11 protein-coding genes are annotated in these 13211 nt (G+C 63.4%); 8 read left to right on the top strand and 3 right to left on the bottom strand.

Going from position 1 to position 13211, the window contains the following annotated elements; translation table 11 throughout:
• Positions 1–38: 38 nt before the first annotated feature.
• From Thiofri_RS09180 to Thiofri_RS09170, 3 genes are all read right to left on the bottom strand, one after another.
• Positions 39–1532: a RimK family alpha-L-glutamate ligase gene (locus Thiofri_RS09180; protein ID WP_009148370.1), complete on the bottom strand. Its 1494-nt coding sequence runs from the start codon at positions 1530–1532 to the stop codon at positions 39–41.
• Entirely contained in the window at positions 1525–2655 is a 1131-nt protein-coding gene (locus Thiofri_RS09175; RefSeq protein WP_040856447.1) for a GNAT family N-acetyltransferase/peptidase C39 family protein, read from the bottom strand. Before Thiofri_RS09175 ends, Thiofri_RS09180 begins: the two co-directional genes overlap by 8 nt.
• A gap of 148 nt (positions 2656–2803) precedes the next feature.
• Complete coding sequence (locus Thiofri_RS09170; RefSeq protein WP_009148368.1) at positions 2804–3052, bottom strand: thioredoxin family protein; 249 nt, start codon at positions 3050–3052, stop codon at positions 2804–2806.
• Positions 3053–3334: 282 nt separating this feature from the next.
• On the opposite strand from Thiofri_RS09170, the gene Thiofri_RS09165 reads away from it, so the two are divergent.
• The 8 genes from Thiofri_RS09165 to Thiofri_RS09130 all read left to right on the top strand — a co-directional run bounded on the left by Thiofri_RS09165 (position 3335) and on the right by Thiofri_RS09130 (position 13201).
• A complete protein-coding gene (locus tag Thiofri_RS09165; RefSeq protein ID WP_009148367.1) occupies positions 3335–3733 on the top strand; it encodes a metalloregulator ArsR/SmtB family transcription factor in 399 nt (132 codons plus the stop codon).
• Between the two features lie 119 nt (positions 3734–3852).
• A complete protein-coding gene (locus tag Thiofri_RS09160; RefSeq protein WP_009148366.1) occupies positions 3853–4869 on the top strand; it encodes an ArsJ-associated glyceraldehyde-3-phosphate dehydrogenase in 1017 nt (338 codons plus the stop codon).
• 3 nt (positions 4870–4872) lie between these two features.
• Positions 4873–6219, top strand: coding sequence for an organoarsenical effux MFS transporter ArsJ (gene arsJ, locus Thiofri_RS09155; RefSeq protein ID WP_009148365.1), 1347 nt, complete (start codon positions 4873–4875; stop codon positions 6217–6219).
• Positions 6212–7177, top strand: a complete 966-nt coding sequence (locus tag Thiofri_RS09150; protein ID WP_009148364.1) for a permease — start codon at positions 6212–6214, stop codon at positions 7175–7177. Before arsJ ends, Thiofri_RS09150 begins: the two co-directional genes overlap by 8 nt.
• Before the next feature lie 185 nt (positions 7178–7362).
• Positions 7363–8586, top strand: a complete 1224-nt coding sequence (locus Thiofri_RS09145) for a TolC family protein (protein ID WP_009148363.1) — start codon at positions 7363–7365, stop codon at positions 8584–8586.
• 64 nt (positions 8587–8650) lie between these two features.
• On the top strand, positions 8651–9790 hold the full coding sequence (locus Thiofri_RS09140) for an efflux RND transporter periplasmic adaptor subunit (RefSeq protein ID WP_009148362.1): 1140 nt from the start codon (positions 8651–8653) through the stop codon (positions 9788–9790).
• Complete coding sequence (locus tag Thiofri_RS09135; RefSeq protein ID WP_009148361.1) at positions 9790–12846, top strand: efflux RND transporter permease subunit; 3057 nt, start codon at positions 9790–9792, stop codon at positions 12844–12846. Before Thiofri_RS09140 ends, Thiofri_RS09135 begins: the two co-directional genes overlap by 1 nt.
• A 49-nt stretch (positions 12847–12895) precedes the next feature.
• A complete protein-coding gene (locus tag Thiofri_RS09130; RefSeq protein ID WP_040856438.1) occupies positions 12896–13201 on the top strand; it encodes a DUF3240 family protein in 306 nt (101 codons plus the stop codon).
• Positions 13202–13211: the final 10 nt, after the last annotated feature.

Genomic DNA, 13211 nt, shown 5'->3' with positions numbered 1-13211 from the left:
GCCGGGTCGGCCTGTATCTTGAAAATGATGTCAGAGTATTAACACTGTTGCACTAAGCCACGCCGGCGTTCAAGCCGCGTGATCATTTCCCCCAGAATGCGGCGATAGAGGTCATCGCCGAGCACCCGGTCTTCAATGCCGCTATCAAGATTGGGGTTGTCGTTGACCTCAATAATCACCGCACCATGCGGGGTCGCTTTGACATCGACGCCGTAGAGACCGTCGCCGATCAGATTGGCGGCCTTGAGCGCGACGTCAACCACATCGGCTGGTGCATCCTCGACGGCCATGGTCTCAAAGCGGCCCTCGTCGTGGCGACCGTCGCTGTGGTGATGGACAATCTGCCAGTGGGCCTTGCTCATAAAATATTTGCAGGCATAGAGCGGACGCCGGGCGAGCAAACCAATGCGCCAGTCAAACTCGGTGTAAAGAAATTCCTGCGCTAAAATGAGATCGGACTCGCGCAACAACCGCGCTGCCATGTCGAGCAATTCGTTGCGGTTGCTGGCCTTAAATACGCCGCGCGAAAAAGACCCCTCCGGAATTTTCAGCACCACGGGGTAGCCGATGGCGGCTTCCACATCGAGCAGCGTCTCCCGGCGCAGAATCAGGGTGCGCGGGCGCGGCACCCGGTTGGCCTCCAGCAGTTCAGCCAGAAATACCTTGTTGGTGCAGCGCAGAATGGAGTCCGGATCATCAATCACCACCATACCCTCGCTGGCCGCCTTTTTGGCGAAGCGAAAGCTGTGGTGGCCGATGCGGGTGGTCTCGCGAATCAACAGGGCGTCGTATTCAGCCAGGCGCGCGAAGTCGCGCGGCTGGATCAGCTCGACATTCAGACCGAGTTGGCGCCCGACGCGCTGGAATTTTTGCAAGGCTCTGGGATTCGAGGGTGGCAGATCTTCCTGCGGATCATGCAGCAAGGCCAGATCGTAGCGGTATTCGGGACGCGCGCGCGGCTGCCGCCAGGGGCGCGACAGGTAGTGTTCAAGCGCGGCAAAAAAAGCGCTCTCTTGTTCGGCATCCAGGCTGTGCAGCGACAGCGCGCGCAAGCTGCTGATGCGCCATTGCGGTTGCGCTTTGAGTTCGACCCGCAGGATGGGACAGCGGAAGGTCTCGAACACTCGGCGCGCGAAGGGTTGCAGCTCCCGCTCGGCACACTGACCGAACATGAGCGTCAGGGTGCGGCTTGCGGTGGCCCCATTAGTGGTCGCCGCTGTGAGTGCCCGCGGCACGCTGGCATTGAGTCCGTCGGTCATCAGCCCATACAGGTCGCGGCTGGACACCTCCTGCATGGTGCCGACCGCTGGTATCGCCTTGTGACCGCGCGCCTCGGCAAGCAGGGAACAATAGTACCCCAGGCTCAGATACCGATAGCTCCGACAGAGATTAATGATGCGCACCCGTCGCCGCGCCGCTGGACCCTGAGCAACACCCTGACTCAGATACTCGCGCGCCGTTACCACCGGCAGTGCTGGAAAATGGGTCTTCCAGTCGCCCGCCTGCTCGACCAGCAACAGATGCTCAGCCATGGGCGCTCGGCTCCGGACGGGAAATCAACACCACGGCCTGAAGCCCGGCGCGCCCATAACGGGCCATGCGGCGGAATTCACTGGGTTGAATTGGCATGTTCATCGAATCGAGCGCAGTCTCGCCATTGTTGATATCGACATAGGGATCATGGACGTAGATGAAGCTATCATCGCAGCCGGTCACCACTACCCAGTGGGGAAACTTCTCCGCATAGATGCGGTAGGAGCTAATCAGCACCAGAGGCACCGCTCCCGCAACAAAGCGCGCCTGCATGGTTTCCACATCCAGAGTGGCGTAGGTCACAGGGATGCCGATGCGCTCGATCTCAGACAGCATATCCTCGTGCACCAGGCGCATGACTTCTTTCTTTTCCGGGCTACGTACAGAGTCGATCAGCGGCACGCCGCGATCGTTGACGAACACCTCCGCCAGAAATCCCCGTCGATGCGCCGCAAGTGCCAACCCAAAGGGACCGCAGCCGCCGTGGCCGGAGGTCATGAAAATGGTGGTCGCCTCGCGCCAGATCCGCAGTTCCAGGGTGCGGTCGAGGCTGATGCGCCCATCCAGCGCTTTGAGCGCCATCATCAGACAGGAGGCACCGCAGGTGAAGTCCAGCGTCTGCTCGTAGAAGGGCACGCCTGGCCCGGTCGCGACCGGCCCGAGCGCGGGCATCAGCGCCTTTTCGTAGCGCAGCGCCTCCATCTTGTCCTGGTAATAGGCGGGGCGCATGCCGAAACGGCGGTAGCCCAGACGCTCAAATAGGCGTTGCGAGGCGAGGTTGTCACGGCGGATTTCAAGGCGCAGATAGGCGCGCTGGCGCACCCAGGTCGCGCGCTCGGCCGCCTCAACCAGAGCACGGCCAACGCCTTGCCCGCGCGCGGCTTCGGCGACGGCAATGGAATACAGCCGCGCCACCGAAGTCGCGCGGTTAAAGAGCACCAGCACGTCGCCAAGCAGGGTTGGCGGCGTCTCCGAATCATCCCTGATCGCGACCAAAAACTCCGCCTGCGCCCGAGTGATCAGATGACGCAATTGTCGGCGCGTCAGGCGGTCACCGGAAAAGGCGGCCTGTTCAAGCGCCAGCAGGGCATCGAGATCGGCGATTTCAGCGGGACGAATCAGCCAGGACAGGGTCGCGTTCTCCTCAATATTTGCACGACCGAAGCATAGCGCAATCGAGTGAGAAAAACGTCCAAGCTCAACTTCTTTTCCAAGCAGAGAGAAAAGGTCTTCATCTGGCAGCCTGACTGTCTGGCTTCGCATTGAGCGCTCATGCCGGGGTCGCCTCTTGGAACCAGCCGCGCACCAGATCCGGCCCCGGTACGCTGCCGGAATGCACCACCTGGCCGTCAATCACCACGCCGGGGGTGGACATGACACCGAAGCTCATGATCTCGGCGATATCCGTGACCTTGATCAGTTCAATCTTCACCCCGGCCTGCTCGGCGGCGGTGGCGATGGCCTTGGCAGTGATCTCGCAGTTGCGGCAGCCGGAGCCGAGGACTTTGATTTCTTTCATAACAGGATTCTCTGTTGCGTTGCTAAAAGCTGGTCGAGCGGCCACCAGCGCGGGGATGATGAATATGTTTTTTGCTATATGCCGTTGAACCTATATACGCGCAACTCCGGCGTCAAGCACGGCGGATTGCGCGAACGCTGGTGTGATCGCGTCTGCTGCGCTTGCGGTTGACAGGCCGCTGGGGTGGCGGCACTCTCGCAGATCGTGGTTTCCCGGCTAAACCCGGACCCGCTGCGAGCTTCAGGCTTCCCACCTCAACCTTCACACTCCAATAAGACATCCGTGTCCATCGCCCCCACCGCTTTCTTCTCCGCGCTGGCCAACGATACCCGTTTGCGCATGCTGATGCTGCTGCTGCGCGAGGGCGAGCTGTGCGTCTGCGAGCTAACGCAGGCGATTGGCGTTTCCCAACCCCATGTCTCGCGCCATCTGGCGCAACTGCGCGAGCTGTCGCTGGTGGCCGATCGGCGCGCTGGCACCTGGATTTACTATCGAATTCACCCCGATCTGCCGGGTTGGGCGTGCGCTGTCATGCGCGAAACAGCCGCAGGTCTCGCAGGTGCCACACCTTTTCGCGAGGATGCCAAGGCGCTGGCGGCCATGGCCAATCGACCCGGCGCGCCGCGTTGTGGCGGGGTTTTGGATCAGCAAGCTCCTGAGTTGACGAGGGGCCGGCTATAAGCGAGGGCTCCCCGGTCCGGTAGGCCCGCTTTTTTCGGCTCCGTTAAATCTGTTTTTTGCAATATAACAAATGTCGTATATTATCGCGACCAGTGTTTTGCGAATCAGGAGGAAAACACATGACCGTCAGCATTGGCATCAACGGGTTCGGTCGCATGGGGCGGCTCGCGTTGCGCGCGGCCTGGGGGCGGCTGGGTGAGGGAGAAGGGGCGCTGGGTATCACCCGCATCAACGAGATCGCCTGCGATGCGGCTGGCAGCGCCCATCTGCTGGAATTCGACTCGGTGCATGGGCGCTGGCCTTATCCCTGCACGGGAGAAGACGACCGACTGACCATCGACGACCAGTCTTTGCACTACAGCTCGGCCAAGACCATCGCCGAGGGCGACTGGTCGAACTGCGACATCGTCATTGAGGCCACCGGCAAGCATCACAAGCAGCCGGAATTGCTCGACGGTTACTTCGCCCAAGGGGTGAAGAAAGTGCTGGTCGCGGCGCCGACCAAAGGCGCGCTGGATATCGTCTATGGTGTGAATCACGACCGCTATGATCCAGAGCGGCATCCGTTGGTCACCGCCGCTTCCTGTACCACCAATTGCCTGGCGCCCGTAGTCAAGGTCATGCACGAGCAGGTTGGCATCCGCCACGGCAGCATGACCACCCTGCATAACATCACCAACACCCAGCGCATCGTCGATCTGGGCCATAAGGATCTGCGCCGAGCACGTGCTTGCGGTCAGTCGCTCATCCCGACCACCACCGGCAGCGCGCGGGCCATCACCAAGATCTTCCCCGAACTGACCGGCAAGCTGAATGGCCATGCGGTGCGGGTGCCGCTGCTCAATGCCTCGCTGACCGATTTTGTCTTCGAGGCTGAGCGTTCCGTCACGGCCGAGGAGATCAATACGCTTCTCAAAACCGCCGCCGAAGGCGAGCTGGCCGGCATTTTGGGCTATGAAGAACGCCCGCTGGTGTCGGTCGATTACCTGAACGACCCGCGCTCCTCCATCGTCGATGCATTATCCACCCTGGTCGTGAACGACACCCAGGTGAAGATCTATGCCTGGTACGACAACGAATGGGGCTATGCGAATCGGATGGTCGATATTGCGCATCTTATCGCCCGAGCGCTCTAACCCATGAACAGCGCCACCCGCAATTATCTGACGGTGACGGCCGGGTACTGGGCCTTCACCATCACCGATGGCGCCATCCGCATGCTGGTGGTGCTGTATTTTCATCAGCTCGGCTATTCGCCCTTCGAAGTCGCGATGCTGTTCCTCTTCTACGAGGTCTTCGGCATCCTCACCAACCTGGTCGGCGGTTGGCTGGGGGCGCGCATCGGGCTGAATCTGACCATGCACATCGGCATGGCGTTGCAGGTGGCGGCGCTGCTGATGCTGACAGTGCCGGATGGCTGGCTGGCGGTGGTCTATGTGATGACCGCCCAGGCGCTCTCTGGCATTGCGAAGGATCTGAACAAGATGTCGGCCAAGGCCTCGGTCAAGAGCCTGACTGGACAGGGCGCGGGAGCCGAGTCAAAGCTGTTTAACTATGTTGCGGTGCTGACCGGCTCAAAGAATGCGCTCAAAGGCGCGGGCTTTTTCGTCGGCGCAGCGCTGCTGCAATGGATTGGCTTTCGTGGCGCGCTCTTGGTGCTGGCGGGCCTGCTGTTTCTGGTGCTGGTGGTGACCGCGCTGTTACTGCCCTCGGGCGTCGGCAAGCTCAAGGAGAAGGCCAAATTCACCCAGGTTTTCTCCAACACCCCGGCGGTCAACTGGCTGTCGGCCGCGCGCTTTTTTCTGTTCGGCGCGCGCGATGTCTGGTTTGTGGTGGCCTTGCCGGTATTTCTGTATGAAGTGCTCGGCTGGTCCTCAACCCAGGTCGGTGCCTTTCTGGCGCTCTGGGTGATTGGCTATGGCTTTGTGCAGGCCGGCGCGCCGGTGCTGCTGCGCGGGCGGGCGGTGACGGATGCCGAAGGCCGAGTATCGCGCGCGGGTCCGGGTGGCGCCTCGGCGCGCGGCTGGGCGCTGGTGCTGGCGCTGATCCCGGCCGCCATGGCATTGGCGATGATCCATGGGCCGGACAAGTTCCCCAAGCTGGCTGAGTCGTTCGCCGCGCGTTCGGGGCTGGATTTGAGCTGGCTCGCAACACTCACCACGGGTCAACTTCAGGGGGATATCCTGATTGTCGGCCTGGTGCTTTTTGGTATTGTCTTCGCCATCAACTCGGCACTGCACTCCTATCTGATTCTGGCCTACTCGGATTTCCAAAAAGTCTCGATGAATGTCGGTTTCTACTACATGGCCAATGCCGGCGGACGGCTGATCGGGACAGTACTCTCGGGACTCATCTATCAAACACAGGGGTTGACGGGCTGCCTGTGGTGGTCGGCGGGTTTTGTGCTCGCGGCCTTTGCGCTCTCCTTGCCTTTACCCACCGTGGCTGGAGCTACATCAACAGCAGAGGCCCACACAGATGGCTGAAGGACCTTTCGTCACCCTGGGCAATGTCATCGCCTATGACCTCCTTGGCTTGGCGCCCGAGTCTCACTTGGGCGCGGCGGTGCAGTTTTTCGTCATGGACACCGCCAAGATCTTCGCCATGCTGGTGCTGGTGATCTATCTGATGGGCCTACTGCGTGCGCTCATGTCCCCGGAGAAGGTGCGCGCCTATGTGCGTGGCAAGCCAGTGTGGGCGGCGCGCGCGAGTGCCATTGGTCTCGGCGCCATCACGCCTTTCTGCTCCTGTTCCTCGGTGCCGCTGTTCATCGGCTTTGTTGAGGCCGGGATTCCGCTCGGCGTGACCTTCTCCTTCCTGATCGCCAGCCCCATGATCAACGAGGTCGCGGTGGTCATCCTGATCGGCCTGCTCGGCTGGAAGCTGACCCTGCTCTATGTCGGCGCCGGATTGCTGGTCGCCTGGTTTGGCGGCCTGGCAATGGAGCGCTTCCGCCCCGAGCGCTGGGTCGAGGATTATGTGTGGAAAATTCAGGTCGGCGAGGCGCAGACGCAAACACCGGATACCTCGCTCGCCGGTCGCCACCGTTACGCCTTGGGCGAGGTGCGCGAGATTCTGCGCCGGCTGTGGAAATGGGTGCTGATTGGCATTGGCCTCGGCGCACTCTTTCACGGCTATGTGCCCGAGGACTGGGTGGCGGCCCATCTGAATGAATCGGCCTGGTACAGCGTGCCAGCCGCCGTCATTCTCGGCGTACCGCTCTACTCCAATGCCACTGGCGTGATCCCAGTCGCCGAGGCGCTGCTCGGCAAGGGCGTAGCCATCGGCACCGTGTTGGCGCTGATGATGAGCATCGCCGCGCTTTCGCTACCGGAGTTGATCATCCTGCGCAAAGTCATCCGCTGGCCGGCGCTGGCGCTCTATGCCGGGGTGCTGGCGCTGTCTTTCACCCTGGTCGGCTGGGGCTTTAACTGGCTGACGTGATTTTTTTGAGCCGCAACGCGTTTCGTGGTTTTCTTGTGGTTCGTAGTCTCGACACCTCGGGTGCAGGGCAACTGATTCTCAACAACGGCGCCAGAACAGCTCCAAGGTCAGGACGGCCTCAGTCCCGAAACACTCTCCGCGAGACATTCAGTTTGAATTCAGCTTGGCCGGATAAACTCTCGAAGATGAATCCACGCACGCACCTCCCTTCCCTGTCGCAACCTCTGGTTGGACTGCTCGCCGTCCTATGGCTGGCCCCCGCCGAAGCCGCGACCCTGGGTGAGACCATCAGCGCCGCGCTGGCGCTGTCTGAACAATCGCGCCTGACCGCAGCGACCCGCGCCGAGAGCCAAGCGCTGGCCGCGCAGGCGGGCAGTCTGCTGGCCGAAGATCCCTCGCTGCGCCTCAAAACCCTAAGCGACCGCTTCAACAGCAACGATGGCGCCTTCGAGAACGAGGCCATGGTGGATCTGCCGCTATGGCTTCCCGGTCAGCCGGCGGCGCGACGCGCTCAGGCCCAGGCACTGTCCGCCCAGGCCGACAGCGATGCTCATTGGCGCCGCTGGGAGATGGCCGGGCGGGTGCGGGAGGCGGCCTGGGCCGCAGCGCTGGCCGAGGGGCGCGTCAAGCAGGCCGATCAGGCGCTGGCCAGTGCCCGCGCGTTGGAGCAGGCCATGGATCGGCGCGCCCGGGCCGGTGAGCTCGCGCCGATGGACGTAGCGCTGGCGCAGCAGGACAGTCTGACGCGGGAGCTCGAGCGCGAGGATGCGCGGCTCGCCTTCACCCAAGCCATGCAGGCGTTCCGGCAGTTAAGCGGTCTGGATGACTTGCCGCAGCCGCTGCGCGAGACCCTGCCCGAGACGCGCGCGCTGGATGAGTCCCATCCCGCCCTGCTGCGGGCCACGGCCATGACCGGGCAGGCGCGCGCCGGGCGCGAGCGCGCGCGCCGCGACCGCTTCGGCCAGCCGCTGCTGAGTGTCGGGGTCAAGCAAGCGCGTGATGCGCGCGGCATGAGCACCGACGAGGCACTGCAACTGGAGGTCAGCCTGCCCTGGTCGTTGCAACGTCTGCATGCCCCGGATCTGGCCGCAGCCGAGCGTGAACTGACCTCCGCCGAGGTTGATCAACTGCAAGCGCGGCGCGCGGTGCAACAGGCGCTGACCGAGGCGGAGCTAGCCTGGCGCGGTTCGGGCGAGGCGCTGGCCGTGGCCGAGCGCCAGCAACAGACCAGCGCGCGGACACTCAAGCTGACCGAGCGCGCCTTCTCACTTGGCGAACTGGATTTAAACCGCCTGCTGCGCGCCCGCGAGCAGGCGCGCCTGGCCGATCTGACACTGGCGCTGCGCCGGCTGGAGCGCGAACGCGCCGCCGCGCGTTTGAATCAGGCGTTGGGAGTGGTGCCGGAATAGTCCTATTTTGACGTCCGATACTCCCGGTTCGAACCCATCACTCCAACTCGAAACCACGGCTGCCATGAATCTCGACTCCCGAACTCTCCGGCCCCAGCACCACCTGCGCGTCGCGCAACTGGCGCTCACCGCCGCATTGCTGAGTGGGGCTGCCGCCGCACTAGCTGCGGATATCATCCCCATCGACGCCACGCAGCGCCGCGCCTTTGGCATTCAGCTGACCGCGCCCGAAGGCACCGACGAGACCCGCTCGCGGCGGTATCCGGCGCGGGTGACTGTGCCCAATCCGCAGTTGCGGGTGGTCAGCGCGCCGCAGGATGGCATCCTTGTTGCGCTGCTGGTGGCCGAGGGCGAGCGGGTTGTGGCCGGTCAGGCGTTGGCGGAGTTGCGCAGCCCCGGGCTGGTCGATTTGCAGAGCGCCTTTCTGGAGGCCAGCACCCGGCTGGAGCTGGCGAGCAGCGAGCTGGAACGTGACCAGCGCCTGGCCCGCGACGGGCTGATTGCCGAGCGCCGGCTGTTCGAGACCCGGGCGCGTCAGCGCGAGTTGACCACCACGGTCGAGCAGCAGCGCCAGCGCCTGGCCATTGCCGGACTCTCCGACACCGACATCGCCACCCTGCGCGACAGCCGCCAACTCGGCAGCACCCTGCCGATTCGCGCGCCCCTGGCTGGCGTGGTGCTGGAGCAGATGGTCGCCACTGGCGAGTCGGTCGCTGCCGCCACACCGCTGTATCGCATCGCCGAACTCGATCCGCTGTGGCTGGAGGTGCATGTCCCGGTGGATGATCTCGCCGGGCTGACCATCGGCGGGCGCGCCTGGCTGCCAGAGCTGGAACGCCCCGGAACCATTATTACCATTGGTCGCATGGTGCATGAGCGCGATCAGGGCGTGCTGGTACGGGTCGAGGTGACAGATTCGTCCGGTCGGCTACGGCCGGGTCAATTCATTGAGGTGCAGCTCACCGCCGCCGGCACCGGCTGGCAGGTGCCGGTCAGTGCGCTGGTGCGCCAAGGTGACCGGGCTTATCTGTTCGTCGCCCGTCCCGAGGGCTTCGCCGCCGTCCCCGTCACTGTTCTGAGCGAACAGGATGGCCGGGCGATGATCGCCGCTGAATTGACACCTGAGGACCGCATCGCCACCCGCGGCACGGTAGCGCTCAAGGCCATCTGGCTTGGCGGTGAAGGAAGTGGGGGCGGCGAATAATGCTCGCACGCCTGATTCAATTTGCTCTCACCCAGCGGTTGCTGATGCTGTTGGCGGTGGCGCTGTTGATTGGCCTCGGCTGGCAGGCCATCCGCCAGACGCCGATCGACGCCTTTCCAGACGTATCCACCACCCAGGTGAAGATTATCGTCAAGGCCCCTGGCATGACGCCAGGGGAGGTCGAGTCGCGCATCACCAGCCGCATCGAGGTGGAGCTGCTCGGCATTCCCAATCAGACCATGCTGCGCTCCATTGCCAAGTATGCTCTGACCGACATCACCATCGACTTCGCCGAGGGCACCGACATCTACTGGGCGCGCCAACAGGTGGCCGAGCGGCTGAACGCAGTCTGGGGCGATCTGCCCGCCGGAGTCGAGGGCGGACTGGCGCCCATGACCACGCCGCTCGGGGAGATGTTCATGTTCAGCATCATCGGCGGCGACCTGAGCCTGGCCGAGCGACGCGACCTGCTCGACTGGACCATCCGCCCGGCACTGCGTTCGGTCTCTGGGGTGGCGGATGTGAATGCGCTCGGCGGTTTTGTGACCACCTTCGAGGTGGTACCTGACAACGCGCGCCTGGCCAGTCGCGGTATCTCCCTCGATGACCTGCGCAGCAAGGTCACCGACAATAATCGCAACGACGGTGCCGGGCGTCTCAACGAGGGCGAGGAGTCGCTGCTAGTGCGCAGTGTCGGCGCCATCCAGACGCTAGAGGATCTCGCCAGCATTGTGGTCGGCGGCAGCGCCGGGCAGCCGGTGCGGGTGGCCGATGTCGCCGAGGTGCGGCTCTCGGCCCTGGCCCGCTATGGTGCCGTAACCAAAGACGGCGTCGGCGAGGCGGTTCAGGGCTTGGTGCTCGGTCTGCGCGGTGCCAATGCCCGCACCCTGGTTGCCGGAGTGCGCGCCAAGCTCGAGGAACTCAAGCCCGGTCTGCCCGAGGGGGTGGAGATTGAGGTGTTCTACGATCGCGGCGTATTGGTCGACAAGGCCGTGCATACGGTGTCCAAGGCGCTCATCGAGGCCATTGTGCTGGTGCTGTTGCTGCTGGTGCTCTTCCTCGGCGATCTGCGCGCGGCGCTCACGGTGGCGCTCATTCTGCCGCTAGCGGCGCTGGCCACCTTTATTTTGATGCACCAGTTCGGACTCTCAGCCAATCTGATGTCGCTCGGCGGCCTCGCGATCGCCATCGGCATGCTGGTCGATTCGGCCGTGGTGGTGGTCGAAAATGTCGTCACCCAGCTCACCCACCGCGGCGCCCGCCTGCCCCGCCTGCATCTGATCTACCGCGCCACCCGCGAGGTGGCACTCCCTGTCACCTCCGGCACGCTGATTATTATCATCGTCTTCCTGCCGCTGCTGACCTTGGAAGGACTCGAAGGCAAGCTGTTCGTGCCGGTGGCCTTGACAATTGTGTTCGCGCTTAGCAGCGCACTGCTGCTGTCACTGACGGTAATTCCGGTACTCGCCTCCTATCTACTCGGTGCCAACCAACACGGCGAACCCTGGCTGGTGCGCCAGTTGCTGGCCATCTACACCCCGACGCTGGAGTGGGGCCTGCGTCATCCGACGCCAGTGATTGGCGCGGCGCTGGCGCTGTTGCTCGGCGCCGGGGTGCTCTACACCCAGGTGGGTAAGTCCTTTATGCCAACCATGGACGAGGGCGACTTGATCGTGCAATTGGAAAAACTGCCATCGATCAATCTTGACGAGTCCCTGGCCATCGACCTGCGGGTCCAGCAGGCGATTCTGACCGAAATGCCTGAGGTCAAATCCATTATCGCCCGCACCGGCTCCGATGAACTCGGACTCGACCCCATGGGGCTGAACCAGACCGACAGCTTTCTGGTACTGGCGCCCATGGAGGACTGGCGCATGGACAGCAAAGAAGCACTGATGGCCGAAATCCGTAGGGTGATGGAAGGCTTTCCCGGTGTGGATTACGCCTTCACCCAACCGATTGAAATGCGCGTCTCGGAGATGCTAACCGGTGTGCGCGGCGACTTGGCGGTCAAGCTCTTTGGCCCGGATCAGGATCAGCTCAACCAGACCGCCGCCGACATTGTCGAAGTCTTGCAGAGCATCGAGGGCGCCGAGGATGTCTACACCCCACGCAATGAAGGCGCCCAGTATCTGAGCCTGAAGATTGACCGCCTGGAAGCCGGGCGCCTCGGGCTGGACGTCGATACCCTGGCCGCGCAACTGCGCGCCGAGGTCGAAGGGCTGCCGACCAGTATTGTCTATGGCGAGGGCAAGCGCCGGCCGCTGGTGATTCGCGGCCCCGCCTCGCTACGCGAGAACCCCAGCCGACTGGCAGGGCTGCGCCTCGCCTTGCCGGATGGCCGCGCGGTGCCCCTGACCAATCTGGTGACCCTGGAGCGCGGCGAAGGCCCAGTCGCCCTGACCCGCGAGCGCGGCAATCGCCTAGCGGTGGCCATCGCCAATGTCTCCGGGCGCGACCTGGTTGGCTTTGTCGAGGAAGCCCGCGCAAAGGTTGCCGAGCAGGTCGATTTACCGACCGGCTACTGGCTCGAATGGGGTGGCGAGTTCGAAAACCAGCAGCGCGCCGCTGCGCGCCTGGCCTTGGTGGTGCCCATCGCCATCGGGCTGATTTTTCTGATCCTCTTTTCCACCTTCCGCTCGGTGATGCAGGCGGTGCTTATCCTGGCCATGGTGCCCTTCGCCATGATCGGTGGCATCGTCGGACTCTTCGTCACCGGCGAGTACATGTCGGTGCCGGCCTCAGTGGGTTTTATCGCCCTGCTCGGCATCGCCGTGCTCAATGGTGTGGTGATGCTGACCTATTTCAATCAACTGCGCACCCTCGGCCGCCCCATTGCCGAGGTGGTGGTCGAAGGTGCCAAACGCCGTCTGCGCCCGGTGCTAATGACCGCCACCACTGCTACCTTCGGTTTGGTGCCGCTGTTATTCGCTAGCGGCCCTGGCTCGGAGATCCAGCGCCCGCTGGCTATTGTGGTGATCGGCGGGCTGGTGTCCGCCACCACGCTGACGCTGATCGTGCTACCGATGCTGTATCGCCGCTTTGGAGCCCACTGATTATGGAAACATCCACAATCGATACATCACCCTCTGGAAGGCTAAAGCCGTGAACTCCAACGCCCTGCTCTCCCTGATCGTCGCCCCTGAAGCCGAGGAGGCCGTCGCTGCCTGGCTGCTCGATGACGAGACCATCCCCGGCTTCTCCAGCACCCCCATTGCCGGGCATGGCTCTTCGGAATCCTCCATGACCCTGGCCGAACAGGTCGCCGGACGCCGTCGGCGGGTGATGTTCTTCACCCATCTGGAGCAATCCGTCGCCGAGCGGGTGCTTGAGCGCCTGCGCGAGGACTTCCCGGGTGCCGACATCCATTACTGGATAGCGCCGGTCTTGGTGGCGGGGCATTTGGGGTGATGACTTCGCC

It is taken from the genome of Thiorhodovibrio frisius (assembly GCF_033954835.1).
Lineage (GTDB): Bacteria > Pseudomonadota > Gammaproteobacteria > Chromatiales > Chromatiaceae > Thiorhodovibrio > Thiorhodovibrio frisius.
The sequence above is the reverse complement of the archived record's forward strand: the minus strand, read 5'-3'. Positions and strand labels throughout refer to the sequence as shown.

What these genes read in the sequence shown, in the direction of transcription:
- Thiofri_RS09160 (WP_009148366.1), top strand. Translation starts at nt 3,853, where the DNA reads ATGACCGTCAGCATTGGCATCAACGGGTTCGGTCGCATGGGGCGGCTC.
- Thiofri_RS09135 (WP_009148361.1), top strand. Translation starts at nt 9,790, where the DNA reads ATGCTCGCACGCCTGATTCAATTTGCTCTCACCCAGCGGTTGCTGATG.
- Thiofri_RS09140 (WP_009148362.1), top strand. Translation starts at nt 8,651, where the DNA reads ATGAATCTCGACTCCCGAACTCTCCGGCCCCAGCACCACCTGCGCGTC.
- Thiofri_RS09180 (WP_009148370.1), bottom strand. Translation starts at nt 1,532, where the DNA reads ATGGCTGAGCATCTGTTGCTGGTCGAGCAGGCGGGCGACTGGAAGACC.
- Thiofri_RS09150 (WP_009148364.1), top strand. Translation starts at nt 6,212, where the DNA reads ATGGCTGAAGGACCTTTCGTCACCCTGGGCAATGTCATCGCCTATGAC.
- Thiofri_RS09145 (WP_009148363.1), top strand. Translation starts at nt 7,363, where the DNA reads ATGAATCCACGCACGCACCTCCCTTCCCTGTCGCAACCTCTGGTTGGA.
- Thiofri_RS09170 (WP_009148368.1), bottom strand. Translation starts at nt 3,052, where the DNA reads ATGAAAGAAATCAAAGTCCTCGGCTCCGGCTGCCGCAACTGCGAGATC.
- arsJ (WP_009148365.1), top strand. Translation starts at nt 4,873, where the DNA reads ATGAACAGCGCCACCCGCAATTATCTGACGGTGACGGCCGGGTACTGG.